This is a genomic window from Brevibacterium sp. JSBI002 (assembly GCF_026013965.1).
Classification (GTDB): Bacteria; Actinomycetota; Actinomycetes; order Actinomycetales; family Brevibacteriaceae; genus Brevibacterium.
Genome location: NZ_CP110341.1, coordinates 493,382 through 510,697 on the forward strand (window position 1 = coordinate 493,382; position 17,316 = coordinate 510,697).

Genomic DNA, 17,316 nt, shown 5'->3' on the forward strand with positions numbered 1-17,316 from the left:
CGGTTCAAGTAAGCGCGAGCGAAACGGGATGTATCACACTCTACTTGCAGTGGGGCAACCGAAATGGAACCATTTCTTAACGCTTTCAACAGTATTCCTGTGCGGAAGCTGACAAGCCCAATAGTACAATCAAGAGGTTGCAAGAAGCTCGGTCTCCTGTCGCGAGATTTACACGGCGCAATCGTAGACCGGGTTGAACCAAGCCATGTAAGACGAGGGAAAAGAGGACAGTGGGAAGCACTTCAGAGCCCATTCCCTCACGGACGCCAATGAAGCGGCACGGTAGAGCCATGGCTCTGTCACTCATTGACGGTCTCGTCTTCGCGTTCCTCGTCGTAGTGATGACGCTGGTGCGATACGACTTCCATACTCAGCTCGTCAACGCACCAGGCATGTTCGTGTGTTCGGCGATCGCCATGGTGGTCTTCCTTATCGGAGGACCTGCGGCGATCTACCGCGGCCGCTACCTGCGCGGCTCAACCGATCAGTTCGCCGCAATCGTGGGAACGGTTGCTCTGGGTGTCGGAATTATGTGGGTGGCCGAATTCGCCCTCGCCAGTCAGCTGCTCATTCCGACCAGTGTCCCCATCACGGCGGGAGCGCTCATGGTCGTCGTCAAGAGTCTCGAAAACTGGCTCCGTCGCAACATGAGACAGCGCAGTCTCACCACGTCTGGCGTGTCAAGGCCAACAATCGTCGTCGGCGCGGGCAACCAGGGCATGCTCGCTCTCGACATGATCGCGCAGGATACGCACAGCGAATTCGTCGCCGTCGGCATCCTCGACGATGACCCTGCCAAACGGCATCTGCGCTACAACGGAATTCGCGTGCTCGGACCGATCGCCGATATCGCCTCACACGTCGACCGCACCGGTGCCGGGGTCGTCATCATCGCCATCGCGGATCTGCCGCCTGAAGATCTTTCCCGCATCGCATCGAATCTCGAGTCCCGGCCGGTCGAGATCAAGATCATGCCGAAGCTTTCGGACTCCGCGCTGGCCCGTCCCGAGCCGGATGCCCATGACGTCGCCGACCTGCGTCATCGCAGTTTCCGCGACGTCAGCCTCGAAGACCTCATCGGGCGCAAACCGATCTCGACGAATATCGACGACATCGCCTCGGAGATCACCGGCAAGGTTGTCCTCGTCACCGGGGCAGGCGGCTCAATCGGCTCACAGCTGTGCCGTCAGGTCGCCCGGTTCGACCCGGCCCGACTCATCATGACCGACCGGGACGAGTCCGGCCTGCACGCCACCGAGCTCGGCCTCGAAGGTTCGGCCCTTCTGACCAGTGATGACCTCGTCCTCGGAGATCTGCGGGATTCGGCATTTATCGATGCTCTCGTCGCCGAGGCGAAGCCGGACATCATCTTCCACGCCGCTGCTCTCAAACATCTGACTTTCCTCGAGCGCTTCCCTGAGCAGGCAGTGCGCACGAACGTCGGTGCCAGCCTCGACCTGCTCAACGCGGCGGTGGCTCACGACGTCGATTCCTTCGTTCACATCTCCACAGACAAGGCCGCCGGGGCGACCTCGGTGCTGGGGCGGACGAAGTTCTCCATCGAGCGCGCGATCGCCTCAGTGGCTGGAGCAACCGGGCGGCGTTATATGTCTGTGCGATTCGGCAATGTGCTCGGTTCCCGAGGGTCCGTGCTCGAAACCTTTGTGGCTCAGGTGGCGGCCGGCGATCCCGTCACTGTCACCGACCCCGAGGTCACTCGGTACTTCATGACTGCCGATGAGGCATGTGAGCTCGTTCTGCAGGCGGCGGCGATCGGCAGCCCCGGAGAGACCTTGGTCCTCGACATGGGCGAACCGATCCGCATCGCTGACCTCGCCAAGCGCGTGATCGCACTGTCGGGCCGCAGCGATGCGCAGATCGTGTACACCGGTCTGCGCCCGGGGGAGAAGCTCACTGAAGCGCTGCTTTCGCCGGGTGAGGTCGACAGCCGACCCAATCACCCGCTGATCACTCAGGTTCCGATCGCTCCGATCGATCTAGAGAAGCTCGGTGCTCTCGTCGCCGAATCTCGTGACCCGCAGGTTTTCACTCACCGATCGGTCCTCGAGGAACGCTTGACGAGCCTGCTCGACTCCGAGTCAGTCCCGGTCACCGATGACGCGACGGCGGCCATCGAACCGGCAGCGACGTCATCAAAAGCCTCCGAGCCGGGAGCAGATCCTCATGACACCGGAGTCGGCCTCTGATGGCTCTGCAGTCGCTGGTGATCCTGGTTGTGGCCGCGGTGGTCACGGCTCTCAGCGCCCTCATCGCCTTCCCCTTGCTGCGGCGAGCCGGCGTCGTCGATGTCCCCTCTCATCGCTCCTCGCATACTCTGTCGACCGTACGCGGCGGGGGAATCGCCATCGGCTGCGGCATCACCGTGGCCACGATTCTCGCCATGGTCTGGACCGTCAGCGAAGACGGGGTCTTCGGCCTCGGCGGAATCCTCCTGCCGATCGGCTTCCTGGTCCTGACCTGGTGCTATTCGGCCATCGGGATGAGTGATGATCTCGACTCCCTGCGCCCCGCCGGGCGGCTGATCGGACAGGTCATCCTGGCTCTGCTGTTCAGCGCGATCATCGCAATGTTCTCAACACAGGGGGTCGCACACGTCATCGCCTTCGCGGTCATCGGCGTGACTACTGTCAACGCCGTGAACTTCGTCGACGGACTCAACGGGTATGTCACCGAGTGGACCATCGTCACCGCTGGATGGTTCGCCTTCGTCGGTTTCTGGATGGGAGAGAACGACATTGCGCTGCTTGCTCTGGCGCTGGCCGGCGCCGCTGTCGGGTTCCTCCCGTTCAACCTCGGTCGGGCCAAGGCGTTCCTCGGAGACACGGGCAGCTACGGTATCGGAGCGGCCGTATTCGCTCTTGCGGTATGGCTTTTCGTTCAGGGAGTACCGATCGTCGTCATCATCGCCCCGATGATCTTCGTCTTCTTCGACGTCGGACTCACTCTGGTTATGCGACTCTTCCGGGGAGAGAACATTCTCTTGCCTCACCGGGAACACATCTACCAGCGGATTCAGCAGGCAGGGTGGCCGCACAGCTCCGTTGCGCTTTTCCATGCTGCACTGAGCGTCCTTGCCTGCATTATGGCCGTCCCGACCCTCATCAGCGGAAATACGGCGACGACATACCCTTCCCACGTGTTCTGGGTCGGATTGCTCGCTCTCTATGCGCTGCTGCCCATGTGGTTGAACCGTCGAGCCCGTACGGAGGCGGTCACCGCATGAGAATCGTTCTGCTCAGCCATTACTACTATCCCGAGGTCGGTGCACCGCAGCGACGATGGCGGATCCTCGTCGACCACCTGCGCGCCAACGGGCACGAGGTCGTCACCGTCGCTCCGCACCCCCACTACCCGTACCCCGACCGAGCGGGCTTCTTCGGGTCCAAGGTCGGCAGGGGACGCCGTCGCGTCGATGTGCGCCTCGGCGGTACCTGGGACACCGGTATCGACGGAGAACGGATCCTGCGAGTGCCCTATCTGCACAGCGGTTCCTCGATGGCCCGACAGCTGCTCGACCAGACGGTATCGGCCACCGGCGCCATGTCAGCCGTCATCGACCGGCTGCGCGGCAAGATGAAACCGGACGTCATCATCTCCACGACCCCGGCCCTGCCGTTCCTGCTCGCCGGAGACACTCTGTCGCGACTGCTGCGCGTGCCCCATGTCGCGGAGGTCCGCGATGCTTGGCCGGACCTCATCTCCGAGATGAATCTTGTGACTGGTGCCCTCGGGAGGTATCTGCCGGAGCCATTCACACAGTCCCTCGAACGCCGGTTCCTGCCCGGTCTGCTCACCCGGGCCCAGCGGCGTGCCTCGGTCGTCGTCGTCACGACCGAGGGATTCAAGCATCGCCTGGAACAGCGCGGGGTGACCGCCGAGGTGGTGCGCAGCGGTGTCTCACCCGCAGAGCTCGAGGGAGCATCCGGGTTGACCGCCACGGGGGCGCTTCCCGTGATTCGTCCGGCCGACGATGTTGAGTCCGTCGCCCACGGTATGGATGACAGCACCGCCGCAGGACAGAGCGGGCTCAACCTGCTCTACGTCGGCACCGTCGGGCGCTCTCAGGACCTGAGAACCTCGATCCGTGCACTGGCCCGCGTCGAAGGCGTCCGACTGCGCATCGTCGGCGGAGGTGTCGACGCGGAAGCCCTCAAAGACGATGCCGCGATCCACGGAGTTCCGGTCGAGTTCTTCCCACAGCATGCAGGAGCGGAACTCGCAGCTCACTGGGAGTGGGCCGATGCCGGACTCGTCAGTCTCAGTCCGCTCGACTCGTACGAATGCACTGTGCCCTCGAAGCTCTATTCGCTCATGGCCCGCAGGATTCCCGTCCTCGGCGTCGTTGCCGGAGAGGCCGCAGACATCATCACCGGAACAGCCGCCGGCGAGATCGCAACCCCGGGAGACGCGGACTCCGTGGCCGCAGCGATGACGAGGATGCGCGACCGGATCGAAGCCGGAGAGGAATTCGGTATCAACCCGCCGGACGGGCAGGACCCGCGCGAATGGGTGATCCGGCACGCCTCGGCGGCGGCGATGGGACACGGATACGAACGCATTCTCAATCAGGTGGTCGCGTGAATCTGCTCTTCCTCGCCCGCCAGGTCGCCAACGCGGTCGCCACGACAGCCGGTCATGTCAACGACGACCGGGTCTTCTTCAGCATGCAGTTGGCCCGTCGCCTTCCCGGACCGGCCTCGCGGCTCGTCGGGTACGCAATCGCCCGAGTCCCCGGTGACGCCGGACGTGCGGCCTCGGCATGGCTGCTCGGGGAGGAGTCGAAGGCGAAGAGACTCGTCATCGACTCGAGTTCGCCCTCGCGGCTGCTCGGCGAGATTGCGCTCAACCTCGGGCTCCTCGACGAGGCCGAGGCCATCGCGAGGGCCGTGCCCGAGGCGACTGCACTGCGGTCGCGTATCCAGTGGACCAAGGGCAGTATCGATGACGCCATCGACGTGCTGCCCGACTGTGCTCGCCGAACACGACTGGTCGAGGAGCGCCGGTGCCTGCAACAGGGATGGTGGCCCGAAGTGTCGAGCCACATCACGGCCCGTCCGGCACGCAGCCAGGCGGATCAACCGGCCACGGCACTGCATGTGCTGACGAACTCGCTGCCGCACACACGTTCCGGATACGCCTACCGCTCGCATGCCATACTCTCGACTCTGCAGGATGCGGGGCACCGGGTGGCCGCAGCAACGCGCCCTTCTTACCCGGTGACGATCGGACGGGTGAGCTCGGGGCCTGTCGAGACTGTCGATGGTATCGACTACCTGCGTCACGTGCCTCTGCGGCCGCGCTCCACCCCTTCGGAACGACTCGGTGACCAGGCGAGTTGGATCGCTGAACAGGCGCAGGTTCGCGATGTTCAGATCCTTCACACAACCACGCATTACGTCAACGGTCTGGCCACGGGAGCAGCTGCGGCCGCAGCGGGCCTGCCCTGGGTCTATGAGGTTCGCGGCGTCCTTGAAGAGACGTGGGCGGCTGCTGGTGCCAACCCGGCCGAACGCTCCGCACGTCGAGCAAGCCAACGCTTCGCCCTCATGCGTTCAAAGGAAATCGAGGTCGCTACCGCCGCCGATGTCGTCATCACCTTGGGCGAGACGATGCGTGAGCACCTGATCGCCGGGGGAGTTCCGGCGTACAAGATCACACTCATCCCGAATTCGGTCTCCGAAGCCGTCGTCGACACCGATGTCACCCGCACTCCGGCCGATGTGCGAAAAGGCCTCGGCCTGCCCGGGCAAGGAATCTGGGTCGGAACGGCGGCCTCGATCGTCGGCTATGAGGGCCTCGACGACCTCGTCGACGCGGTCATCCGGGCCCGGAGCCAGGGCACGGACCTGCGTCTCCTCATCGCCGGTGACGGTGTCGCCCTGCCGGAACTGAGAGAACGAGCCGCAGGTCTGGGAGAGAACGCAGTCTTCACCGGCCGGGTCTCACAAGCTCGGGCAATTGAGTACCAACTTGCGCTCGATGCCATCGTCGTACCACGCAAGGACGAACCGGTCTGTCGTCTGGTCACTCCGATCAAACCGATCGAAGCGATGGGTCTTGCGCGACCCGTGGTCATCTCCGACCTGCCGGCACTGCGTGAACTGGTTCCGGACAACGCTGGCTTGGTGACACCGCCGGAGAACCCGCAGGAACTCGCGGGACTGCTGTCCGAGCTCGCCTCCGATGACACCGCGAGAGCCAGATTCGGAGACAATGGACGAGCACACGTTCTTGCAACTCGCAGGTGGAAGGAAATCGGACGACGATATGGGCAGGTCTATTCTCAACTCGTGGGGAGTGATGCGCGATGAGTGAGACAACGAACCCCCTTGGGCTGAGTTCGATCCCGTCCGTTTCGAGCGAAGGCCTCGTACCCGTCGGTCGGCGGACGAGTCTGAGCAGCTACCTCGCCGCGCTGTGGAACCGTCGGCACTTCATCATCGCCGAGTCCCGAGCCAAGATGTCGAGTTCGACGCGGAAGAACATCCTCGGATACGGCTGGCTGTTCCTCAATCCACTGCTGTCGGTGCTCGCATTCTGGTTCATCTTCGGATTCATTCTGCAGACTTCTCGAGGAGTTCCGAACTTCCTCGGCTTCCTCGTCGTCGGAGTGTTCTTCTTCGGGTTCACCGGCAAGTGCATGACCGGCGGAACCGGAGCGATCCGCTCGGGGGCGTCGATGATCAAGGGATTCCAGTTCCCCCGTGCTGCGCTTCCGATCTCTACTGTGGTCCGCAATTTCCTCGACTTCATGCCGACACTGCTCGTCATGGTCATCGTGCTGGCGGTCGTGCCCCCGCTCGAAGTCATCACCTGGCGTGTCATCCTCGTCATCCCCGTCATAATTCTGCAGACGATCTTCAACGTCGGTCTCGCCTGCTTCCTAGCTCGTCTTGGACACAAGATCCCGGACCTCACGAACTTCATGTCGATTGTCAGCCGATTCTGGCTCTACGGATCGGGAGTGTTCTTCTCCATCGAAGACCGTTTGGGAAATCACCCGGCACTTTTGGAGGCAATGCAGTACAACCCGATGCATGCCTATCTGACGCTGGTGCGCAACTCACTGCTCTACGGAGTCGATTCGGATCCGAAGATGTGGATCGTCGGCACAGTCTGGGCCTTCGGTCTTCTCATGGTCGGATTCCTGTTCTTCTGGAGAGGGGAGGAGAACTATGGCCGACTCTGAGGTCCAGGACCCCACCATCATCGCGGAGAACGTCCAGGTCCGGTACACCGTCAACACCAATGATCCGGGCAACAAGGCAACTGGTGTCCGAGGCCTGACGAACAAGATCGTCGGACGGCAAGGTCAGACGACTGTGCGAGCGCTGCGTGGGGTCAACTTCGTTGCCCGCGAAGGAGAGATGGTGGGAATCGTCGGGGCCAACGGTTCCGGAAAGTCCACCTTCCTGCGCAACGTCGCCGGGGTCGAGCAACCGGATCGTGGCCGCATCCTCGTCCGTTACCAGCCGCTTCTGCTCGGTGTAAGCGCTGCCTTGCAACCCGCGCTGTCGGGAAGTGAGAACGTGCGCCTCGGATGTCTGGCGATGGGTTTGTCCCCCGAAGAGGCGGCCGAAGCCTTCGACTATGTCGTTGAGCTTTCGGCGTTGGGCTCGGCAATCCATCGGCCGATGGGAACATACTCTTCCGGTATGGGCGCCCGGCTCAGATTTGCCATCGCTTTGGCTGCGCGACCGAAGATCCTGCTCATCGACGAGGCTCTGTCGACCGGCGACGCGACGTTCGCTGAGCGCAGCGAACGTGCGATGGATGAGCTTCTTGCCGAAGCAGGAACGGTTCTGCTCGTCAACCATGCCGCAAAAGTGATTCAGGAGCTGTGTACCCGCGCAGTCTGGATGCACCGAGGCGAGATCCTCATGAACGGCCCTGCCGAGGCTGTCGCAGAGAAATACCGCTGGTGGGCGTGGAATGTTGCCAAGGGCAAGGAAGACATTGCAGACAAGCTCCTTGCCGATGTGGTGAGCAACGCGGTCAAAGAGGAGATCAACATCCTCGAGCCCGAACTCATCAAGAATCCCATCCCGCGGCACGCAGCGCGCCCGTCAAAGACGAAGGCCGCTCCGGCACGTCATGTGAAGCGACAGGACACGATCGACGAAGTCGAAGAGACGCCGACTCCGATGTTGGCCGCTGCCGAGGAGCAGGTCTGGCCCAAATCCTTCGACGCCGAGATGCCGAAGGCCAAATTTCCGGCTCTGCCCAAACCGGCCTCTCAGGCAGTGAGTGCACCACGGATCACCGATGCCCCGCCTCTGCGGCTCAATCCCAGTAAGAAACGCGTCGTTCTGCGAGCAGCGAACCCGAATGACCGTGCGTCATCGGTTGCCGCTGCGGATGACTTCACCGGCCGCAGGCTCGCTTCTCGCGCCCGAAAGATCGCCGATGAACGGTATGAGGAGAGGCAGCGTTTGCGGCAGGAAGACGAGACCCCTGTCGTTCACCAGGACTCGGGCCGATGAAGATCGCAATCTTCGGTTCCTGCGTGAGCCGCGATACGGCGGAGTTCATGCCTGAAGCTGAGGTCGTGGCTTACGTGGCCAGGCACTCGGTGACGAGCTTGGAATCTCCGCATGGGAAAGCTGAAATTGATCTGAGTGACCTGACCTCGGCTTTTCAAGAGCGAATGGTCACTAATGACCTTCATGGTTCAGGTCTCGAACGAATCGTTAATAATGCGAGCGATCTCGATGTCGTACTTCTCGATTTAGTCGACGAAAGACGAGGTTTTTGGCAGTTTCCTGACGGTACGACCATGACGAATTCGATCGAAGTTGAGTCCTGTGGCGCCGCTCGCGAAGCACGCCGGAGTGGTGCTCGGCTCATTGAATTTGGAAGTGAAGAACACTTCGTCCGATGGAAGTCTGGCTTTGTCCAGCTCGTCGATGGGCTTAGGGACGCTGGGTTGTGGGAGAAGACTATTTTGCTCGACATTGAGTGGGCTGGAGCTGTTGACGGTGCCCAGCACCCGCAAAGCGACAGTCTGGCGAAATTGGGTCGCAGCTGGCGACGGCTGCAACGTGGCAGCCGCGAAGCTAGCCGCAGACTAACCCGCGGGCAAGGGATTGCCGAAGCATTGACTAGCCTGCGAAACGTGAGACCTACTGAAGCAGAAGAGTATGCGGACAGGGCCGTCGCTGCCAATGCAGACTTTGTCCGGTACCGCAGATTCGCTCAGTCCATGGTGAAGTCAACAGTCACAAGGGCCAGTAGCCAAGTCCGGATCAACCGAGACCACAAATGGGGGCCTCAGCCGTTCCACTACCGGGACGAGGACTACAGGTCGATCGTGCAAAGCGTCCGCGACCTGGTGGAAAAGTGGGGCACGTCGTCGACTCACGCCGAGTGAAACGGCGAATGCGAGACTGCACGTCTCAGTACCCCAGCGACACGAGGTAGCGGAAGAAGTCGGCTAGCTCGTTGCCGGCCAAAGCGTTCTTGAGAGCCGGTACTGCCTCGGGATCGAAGTCGATGATGACCGTGCCGTCGTCCTCGCGACGGGAGTTCGTGGGCACGGTGACCACGGCGACGTCGTCCGCCTGCAGGGTGCGGAGGCCATTGGCGATCTTGACGAGCTCACTCGTGGTCAGCTCGGCATTGTGTTGAATCCCTGAAGCGAAATGTGCGAGCACGGCCGCGCCCTTGTTCGGGTCCTTGACCAACCCGCCTGACTTCAGCCCCTGGACGAGCGCACGCACGACCGCACGCTGATTGCGGGTCCGCGTCTGACCGGCATCATCGACCGGATCCGCCGCAGTGAAGATCGACGATGTCGCGCCATCGAGATTGTTCGTCCCCTCAACGAAGTCGGTGCCGCCGGCGTTGAACGCAGCTCGGCTGTAAACCTGCAGACCGCCGAGCTCACCGATGACTCGACCCAGCGCGTCTGATTCGAGCTGTGCAATGTGATCGATGCGGATGCCGAGGAACTCCTCAACCATGGCGACGACAACCGGCCACCCGCCTTCGTCGGCAATGGTCGCGAAAGTCTGACCGGCCTCGATCTGAGTGGAGGGATTGAGAACGAGACCTGCTGCGAAGTCGCCGGAGGCCGGAACGTGGATGACAGCGAAAGTGTCACCCTGACTCGATGTTTTCGGGTCCGCCTCGGCGAGGTTCCCTGGATTCGTCACCCGAAGCATGAGGGTGCGGGACTCGTCCGCGGTTGGGCGGATGTCTGCGGGTGGGAAGGCCGCCTCGGCGGGGATGGTCTTCGACGTGTCATCGAACTCGGCGCGGGCGGAGTTGAGGTCCTTGAGAGAACCGATGGCGGAAACCATCTTCGTCAGCTTGGCCATGGCAGTCCCACTTCCTCTGTCAGGTCATATGGTGATGGCCCCAATAATAGCCGCGGGTGAGATCGGCTCGTGTACCGATCTCACCCGCGGGATACGTACGTCGGGAGGAACTTTCAGCGCTCTCCTCCGTGCCAACTGCAGGTCCCCTGGCCGGACGAATTGGAAACGGTGCCGTCGTTGCACTGGGTTGGTCCGCCAGCGTTCCCTCCATACTCGTTATACGGACCCGGGTATGGGTAGTCGGGGTCGGAACTGCCGTAACCGGGTGCTTCGTCCTCGACCGGGTCTGAGCTTTCATACGGGTCGGGAACGTCCGGCATCGTTGGACCTGACATGTCGGACTCCGGAGGTGTGTCGAACTCATATCGAATTATGAACAGTTGGTTGTCGTAGTAGTCCGAGAAGTCCTCAACCGACGCGTAGACAGGACCGATGGCATTGGCCGTTTCCAAGAAAGCCAAAGAGATCAGCTCAGCTTCAGACCCGTACCTTTTGAAACTCTCGCCGTAATCGTCGATGCCGCACCAGAACGAACCGTTCACCATGAAGACGAAGGTTTCGAGCAGAAGACCAGAGCGAGGATCGTCGGCGAGGGTGTCGGCAGACCTCGGGCCATAGACACGAGTGCTGCGAGCCTCAGAATACGAGTCGCATTCCTTGTCTGCGACCGACAGCCATTCATCCGGTTCTACGTCGATTCCGTAGCGGTAGGCGAGCACTTCACCGTAGTAAACGAGTTCTTCTTCCTTCGCCGAGTACGGGTCCAGATCCTCGGCCACAGGCTCAGGTGCTGGTTCGTCAACGGCTGCCGGGTTGACTTCCTCGATAGGGTCAGCGGAGGATCCGGTCGAATCACCTGTCTGCGGTGGCTTCTCGACTGTAGAGCAACCCGAAAGAGCGACGAGGGCAAAAACTAAAACCAGCGCGACAAAGGCGCGTCTTATATTCACTTGCCACAGCAAGGACCTCAATAGAGGTGAGCGATGCTTCACGGGACCCCGATTCGATTCTGACCGAAGCAGACGACTTATCGTAACTCGTTACTCGTGAGCGAGAATGCCTCTGGCCGGGGTGGAGGGCAACGGTGATCTATTCGTTGGAATGTGAGTGACTGTGTTGCCGGTAATGCGCTCATTCAACACATAAAACAACTTGACCGAGCAGCTCATAGCTACTCGGTCGAGTTCAGTTGGTTTCAGCGGAGGCCGAAGATCTTTCCGAATGCGCTTCCGGACGACTGACCGTCCGACTTCTTGGTCTCGGGAGCCTTGTCCGCTGGCTTGTCAGCGGAAGGTTCGGCGGGCTTGACCGGCGGTGGGGGAGGGAACTCCGAGCCGGCGGACTCTGCCTTCGGGGCCACTGATGCTGCGCTCTCCGGGGCCTTCGGCGCGGGAGGAGCCGTCTCGGTCTCGACGGCTGCCGGGGTCGGGGTCACCGACTCCGGAGCTTCGGGGACCGGCTGAGGGGCTTCCGGTGCGGGAGCCGACTCGGCGGCTTCTGGCTTCGGAGCGTCCGGCGCCTCAGGTGCTTCCGGTGTCTCCTGGACCAGGGCGTCAGCGGAGTTCTCCGAGGCATTGGTCACGGGCGCTGTGGTCTGCGGGGCTGCGGAGCCGGCTTCGGGGGCGGAGGTCGCCTCGGTGGAACGTGCCGGTGCCTCGGTGGAGGCCTCGTCCGGGACTGCGGTCTCGGACGAATCGGCGGGGGCCGCCTCGGCGAGGTTCTTGATGAGGGAGAGCTCGAACTCGAGCGTGATCTTGTCGCTGACGAGGACACCACCGGAATCGAGCTTCGTATTCCAGGTCACGCCCCAGTCCTTGCGGTCGATGCGGCGCGAGCGCTCGAGGCCGGCGCGCAGGTTGCCGAACGGGTCGGTGTCCACCCCGATGAGCTCGAGAGGAACGGAGACGGTCTTCGTCGTATCACGGATCGTCAGCTCACCGGTGACGATATAGGAGCCTTCGTCGACCTCGTCGATGGCCGAGGAGACGAAACGGATCTCTGGGTAGGTCTCCACGTCGAAGAAGTCCGCCGAGCGTAGGTGCTCGTCGCGGTCCGCGCTGCGGGTGTCGACGCTCGCGGTCTGGATGATGACCTCGGCGGTCGAATCGGCGAGGTCCTCGGCGATGTCGGCGAAGCCGGAGACATCATTGAACGCTCCGCGCACCCGCGAGACCATGGCGTGGCGTGTGGAGAATCCCAGTCGAGAATGTGAGGGATCGATGTCCCAATGACCTATGATCCCAGGATTTTCTGTCATGGGGGCAGCTCCTTCGGTTCCTCCGCGCTCCTGTAGAGGAGGCTGTCGTAGTCGGTGTGCCAATTCGCAGATCGAGCGATCATTGAAAAAGCAATCGCCTACGTAGTCTTACATGGGCGGTCGGGTGCGTGCCACCTCGGTGCGGGCTGGTGAGGCGATTGCGGCGTTGACGTCGACCGCCGACCGTCCGGTTCAGAGATCACCCGCCGCAGACTCGATTTTCGCCCTCGTATCGAAGTCAATCCAACAGTGCTGCGACGAAGGGGACGGCGTAATTCCAGTCGTCTCCGTCCGGATCGGCGATTCCCGCCTTGTCCAGCCAGGTCTGGTCAGCCTCGGGGTGAGGGCCGACCAGACCTGCCATACCGTCACCGTGGTCGTAGCGTGCTGCGGCGATGTCGCCGTTGCCATAGCGCGCGAACACGTCGGCGCGATCCTCGGGTGGAGGAAGGACTGCGCCCTTTTGGAAGAATGTCTGGCGATGATGACCGTCCCAGGCGACGTCGACCACGGTCTCTCTGCTGTCGGTGACTGGGAATTCGGGACGGCCGACCTCGCCGTCGAGGTCCGATTCGACGAGGCCGAGGGCGACCGGGCCCGCCAGGTAGGCGCCCATACACAGACCGAGGTAACGACCGCCGTCTGCAACATACTGTTCAAGGCCCCCGACGAATCGCGGGGGCAGCGCTTCGGCGGCAGCGTCGATGTCATCCCCGCCACCGGGTTGGACGTAGAGGTCCACGTCTGCAAGGGAATCGGCCTGCAACGGCAGACGTTCACCGCGTCCGATGAAGACCACCTCGGCGTCGGTGAACGAGGCTCTCAGCCGTTGTGCGACCGTCTCGGGGCACCCGTCGCACGCGGCCTCACCGCGGTACACGGCCACGAGCGGAGAATCCGGACTTGAAGTGTCTGCGGCGGCACAGCCCACGGAGGCAGCTGCGGTGAAGAGACCGACCAAGAGAGCGGCAACGGCTCGTCGGATGGGGGCGGTCATGATACTCGGCCCGAGGCATACCCGGACTCCTCGGACACAGACGGGGGAGTTCCGTAGGTTGCGATCACCGTTTCGCACTAGGTTCGTTGTTGGAACTGCGGGAGGCAGATGAGAGGATTCCTGCGATTCCCTGCCCGGCTCGATCGCCGGAGACCAAAGCGCCTTGGATCGAGCCGGTGTCACGGTGGTCGCCGCAGACGAATATTCTCTCGGAGATCCGCTGCACCGATCGGTCGATCAGAGGGGGAGCCGAGGCCGGCAGTGCATGCGGAAGCCGATGATTGATCAGAACCTGCCACCGGCGCGTCGACGTGCCGTAGATACGTTCGAGGTGCTGTCGGATCTCCCGTTCGTCGGCCAGACCGTCGGGCCGATCGAGCAGAGTCGTCGCCTCGATGAGCGCCGATCCCGCAGGTGCGTAGCTCGGTGCTGCATTTGAGACCACTGCCGTGTGCCAGACGGGCCCATCGGGGCCTCCTTGGGGAGCCGAAGCATCCAGCACCAACAGCGGATCCTCGAGAGGAGGTTCCGGAGCTTGGAACCACCAGGTAGTCAGTCCGCGTGTAGGAGGAGTCTTCTCGCCGGTCAGCTCCTCGAGATCCTCAGCACCGACTGCGGTGACAGCGACACGCGCCCGTATCCGTCCCCGGTCGGTGTCGACTTCCACACCATTGTCGGTCTCGCGAAGGTCTCGCACGGCGGTGTTCACGCGCACGGGCGCTCCGAGAGAAGCCGCCATCTGCTCGGGCAGAGCCGCCATGCCTTTACTGGGCAGACCGGGGATCGCGCGCACGAACGATCTCATCAGCAGGCGGGCATAGTTCGCCGAGCTTGCGCCAGTACTGTCGGCCAGCACACCGGCTAGGAACGTGTCGATGACGTCACGACGCAATGCTCCCGTGGCTCCCACAGCATCCAAAGAGTCTGCCAGAGTTGAGTCCCGCGTCGCCCGCGAGGCTGACGATGGCCGCAGCAGAGTCGGACCCAGCCACCTCAGAAGTCCGCGGATCTCCTTCGGTTTGATCAGTCCAGAGTTCAACACCGATGACTCGCTGCCAGGTCGACCCAAGGATGCGCGCAGCGTGGTCAGACGCTGTCCCTTCCGGACCATCACTCCTGCCCCGAATTTTTGCAGGTCCAGTGAAGCGACGTCGATGAAGGCGCGCACTGCAGGGTACGCGGGGTTGAGCAACTGAAACCCACGGTCACAGAGGAAGCCGTCGATTCTGTCGGTGCGCACGCGGCCGCCGACACCATCACCCGATTCGCAGACCTGCACTGTCAAGCCGTTGCGTTGCAACCGTCGGGCACACTGCAAGCCTGCGAGACCAGCTCCCACGACTACGACGTCAGCGTCCACGATTCTCCTCTTCTCGATTAGACACCAGCTTACGCGTCGCACCACCGTGGAACATCGAGTCATGGGAATGCTGTGGGCTTCGAGACCGAGAACGCCAGCTCAGGCCATAGCGGGGGTTCCGAATCGCTGCTCATTGTGCGCGGACGGTCACGACTGGTGGATGAGCGTGAGCGATGCACTCGAGGCTGACGGAGCCGAGGATGAGGCTGGCGAACTCCCCGTGGCCGCGGGTTCCCAGGACCAGCAGTTGGGCATTCTCGCTGAGTAGATGGGTCTATCGCGATCACGTCATCGCTGACAGACTTGGTCAAGAGCTTCAACTATCTTCCCCGGTTGCGGGCGCATCTGTTCACAGAAAGCGAGACGACACCAGCCCCAGCGATTGCGTCTGCGACACGGTTGCTCGACAGCATGTCATAGGAGGACAGACAGCATGAACGAAACTTCTACCGATCAGCGGACCGCGGGCGAAGACTCCGCGGCACAAAGCTACGAAGTCGTGATCGTCGGCGCCGGCTTCGCTGGCCTTGAGACAGCCAAGCGCCTCGGGCGGGCCGGAGTCGACGTGCTCTTGCTCGATCAGAACAACTATCACCAGTTCCAGCCCCTGTTGTACCAAGTGGCAACCGCCCAGATCGCCCTGTCAACGGTGGCTCGCCCCCTGCGCTCCATCCTCCACAGGGAGCGGAAGCATGTCACGATTCGCACGGCCCAAGTAGCTGCGATCGATGCAGCGAAGAAAACGGTCACCACCGCAGACGGTGAGCGCTACCGAGCGGAGATCTTGGTGATCTCCTCGGGTGCTGAGCCGAACTTCTTCGATACTCCCGGAGCAGAAGAACACGCCTACCCCCTGTATTCGGTCGACGACGCCGCCCGATTGTCATCAGCACTGCTCGGAGCTTTGGAACGAGCATCGGCGAGCCGCGACCACTCCACAAACCAGAAGTTCACGGTTGCCGTCGTGGGCGCGGGTCCCAATGGTGTGGAAACTGCCGGGGCCATCGCTGAGAACATCAGGGACGTAGTCGGCAAGTACTACTCGCACAGTTTCGCTTCGTCGTGCGCGGTTCACCTGGTGGACATGGTCGACACTGTGCTGCCGCCCTTCTCGCAGACGTCCCAGCAATACACCAGGAACCGGTTGGAGAAACTCGGCGTCAAGGTGCATTTGGGAAGTGCTGTCTCGGAAGTCTCCGATACAGATATCTCCCTTGCTGATGGGACGAAGATCGATGCGGAAATCGTCGTCTGGGCCGCCGGATTGAAAGCCTCGCACCTACTGGAGCCTGCCGGACTCACGACCGGTCGTGGGGGACGGATCGATGTGACCAAAGACCTCACGGCACCGGATTGCCAGGGAGTCTATGTGTTGGGCGATGCCGCCAATATCGTTGATGCCAAGGATCGGAAGCTGCCGCAGTTGGGATCGGTGGCCAAACAGTCGGGCCGATGGGCGGCAGAGAATATTCGAGCCGACCTGACTGGACGGCCCCGCCGCGAATTCAAGTTCGTCGATATGGGGTATATGGCGATGATCGGTCGAGGGCAGTCGGTGGCCGAGCTGACTCCGCGCCGATACCAAGTGCAGGGAATGCCGGCGTTCCTTGGCTGGCTGGCAGTCCACGCAGTTCTTCTCTCAGGCTGGCAGCAACGTGCCGCAGCGGTGGTGTCCTGGGCTCGTGACTATCTGACGACGAGTCGGCCTCACGCCGTGGTCTATCGACCGGAGGCCTATGAGATCGCCAGGTACGCCCGAACAGACCATTCATCCACGGTCTGAGGGCGATTTGAGATTGTTCACCGGGCGCACTCTACGGTGCGCCCGGTTCAATACGCGCTGGTTGAGTATCTCCACGGCCGGCCTGGACTGTGACTCCTTTCTTGGACTCCGTCAGTTTTGGGAGCATCGAGCATCGCGTGGCCTGGTTGCTCTTATCTAACTGGTCGGATGTGAGGGGCAGTCGCGGAACCGTTGGACTGCTAGATTGTGACCATGAGCACAGAAAAGATAACGACGCGACCCGACTTTCCCCGACCTGGGCGGGCACAGGCTCTCACAGGTGACGAGGTCGAAAAGGTCTTTGAGCGTTTCTCTCCCACTTACGAGCAGCAGGCAGCGGATGTCTGGGATGCGCTGGAAGAGCAGGATCTGAAAGTTTGGATCACCGACGGTGGTGAGCACGATGGCGAGATGATCTGCGCCGGTCGAGCATACGATGACGCGGCGTTGGTGATCCATCTCGAAGACCCCAACGAGGCACTGGCTGTCGCAGCGGCCCGGGACGCGGGGAAGCTTGACGACTACATCGCCTCCGGGCTGGCCTGAAAGTCGAAGCAGTCGTCACCGTCTGCGGTTCCT

General features: G+C 62.1%; 15 protein-coding genes. 9 read left to right on the forward strand and 6 right to left on the reverse strand.

The window, feature by feature from the left end:
- Positions 1-290 precede the first annotated feature (290 nt).
- From LJ362_RS02075 to LJ362_RS02105, 7 genes are read left to right on the forward strand one after another with little or no spacing between them, the layout of a single operon-like run.
- On the forward strand, positions 291-2,207 hold the full coding sequence (locus LJ362_RS02075) for a polysaccharide biosynthesis protein (RefSeq protein ID WP_264800520.1): 1,917 nt from the start codon (positions 291-293) through the stop codon (positions 2,205-2,207).
- A complete protein-coding gene (locus LJ362_RS02080) occupies positions 2,207-3,244 on the forward strand; it encodes an MraY family glycosyltransferase (protein ID WP_264800521.1) in 1,038 nt (345 codons plus the stop codon). The genes LJ362_RS02075 and LJ362_RS02080 overlap by 1 nt, the downstream gene beginning before the upstream one ends.
- Positions 3,241-4,602, forward strand: a complete 1,362-nt coding sequence (locus tag LJ362_RS02085; RefSeq protein WP_264800522.1) for a glycosyltransferase family 4 protein — start codon at positions 3,241-3,243, stop codon at positions 4,600-4,602. The genes LJ362_RS02080 and LJ362_RS02085 overlap by 4 nt, the downstream gene beginning before the upstream one ends.
- Positions 4,599-6,332: a glycosyltransferase family 4 protein gene (locus tag LJ362_RS02090; protein ID WP_264800523.1), complete on the forward strand. Its 1,734-nt coding sequence runs from the start codon at positions 4,599-4,601 to the stop codon at positions 6,330-6,332. Before LJ362_RS02085 ends, LJ362_RS02090 begins: the two co-directional genes overlap by 4 nt.
- A complete protein-coding gene (locus LJ362_RS02095) occupies positions 6,329-7,210 on the forward strand; it encodes an ABC transporter permease (protein ID WP_264800524.1) in 882 nt (293 codons plus the stop codon). Before LJ362_RS02090 ends, LJ362_RS02095 begins: the two co-directional genes overlap by 4 nt.
- Positions 7,197-8,504 carry an ABC transporter ATP-binding protein gene (locus LJ362_RS02100; protein ID WP_264800525.1) on the forward strand — a complete coding sequence of 436 codons (1,308 nt, stop codon included), beginning with the start codon at positions 7,197-7,199 and terminating at the stop codon, positions 8,502-8,504. Before LJ362_RS02095 ends, LJ362_RS02100 begins: the two co-directional genes overlap by 14 nt.
- Positions 8,501-9,391: a DUF6270 domain-containing protein gene (locus tag LJ362_RS02105; protein WP_264800526.1), complete on the forward strand. Its 891-nt coding sequence runs from the start codon at positions 8,501-8,503 to the stop codon at positions 9,389-9,391. Before LJ362_RS02100 ends, LJ362_RS02105 begins: the two co-directional genes overlap by 4 nt.
- A 25-nt stretch (positions 9,392-9,416) precedes the next feature.
- Here the strand turns inward: LJ362_RS02105 and LJ362_RS02110 are convergent, their stop codons facing one another.
- From LJ362_RS02110 to LJ362_RS17045, 6 genes are all read right to left on the reverse strand, one after another.
- Positions 9,417-10,340, reverse strand: coding sequence for an LCP family protein (locus LJ362_RS02110; RefSeq protein WP_264800527.1), 924 nt, complete (start codon positions 10,338-10,340; stop codon positions 9,417-9,419).
- Between the two features lie 113 nt (positions 10,341-10,453).
- Positions 10,454-11,302 (reverse strand): hypothetical protein, encoded by an 849-nt coding sequence (locus LJ362_RS02115; RefSeq protein ID WP_264800528.1) that lies wholly within the window; start codon positions 11,300-11,302, stop codon positions 10,454-10,456.
- 233 nt (positions 11,303-11,535) lie between these two features.
- Complete coding sequence (locus LJ362_RS16855) at positions 11,536-12,597, reverse strand: YceI family protein (RefSeq protein ID WP_320109143.1); 1,062 nt, start codon at positions 12,595-12,597, stop codon at positions 11,536-11,538.
- A gap of 238 nt (positions 12,598-12,835) precedes the next feature.
- Complete coding sequence (locus LJ362_RS02125; protein ID WP_264800529.1) at positions 12,836-13,594, reverse strand: BPL-N domain-containing protein; 759 nt, start codon at positions 13,592-13,594, stop codon at positions 12,836-12,838.
- A gap of 64 nt (positions 13,595-13,658) precedes the next feature.
- The gene (locus LJ362_RS02130) at positions 13,659-14,999 is read right to left on the reverse strand and encodes an NAD(P)/FAD-dependent oxidoreductase (protein ID WP_320109144.1); all 1,341 of its coding nucleotides are present in this window, start codon (positions 14,997-14,999) and stop codon (positions 13,659-13,661) included.
- An 85-nt stretch (positions 15,000-15,084) separates the two neighbouring features.
- Entirely contained in the window at positions 15,085-15,201 is a 117-nt protein-coding gene (locus LJ362_RS17045; RefSeq protein ID WP_413774239.1) for a universal stress protein, read from the reverse strand.
- A 186-nt stretch (positions 15,202-15,387) separates the two neighbouring features.
- Between LJ362_RS17045 and LJ362_RS02140 the strand changes: the two genes are divergently transcribed.
- Together LJ362_RS02140 and LJ362_RS02145 are read left to right on the forward strand one after the other, a co-directional pair.
- Positions 15,388-16,737 carry an NAD(P)/FAD-dependent oxidoreductase gene (locus tag LJ362_RS02140; protein ID WP_264800531.1) on the forward strand — a complete coding sequence of 450 codons (1,350 nt, stop codon included), beginning with the start codon at positions 15,388-15,390 and terminating at the stop codon, positions 16,735-16,737.
- Positions 16,738-16,950: 213 nt separating this feature from the next.
- Complete coding sequence (locus LJ362_RS02145) at positions 16,951-17,283, forward strand: hypothetical protein (RefSeq protein ID WP_264800532.1); 333 nt, start codon at positions 16,951-16,953, stop codon at positions 17,281-17,283.
- The last annotated feature ends 33 nt before the right edge of the window (positions 17,284-17,316 follow it).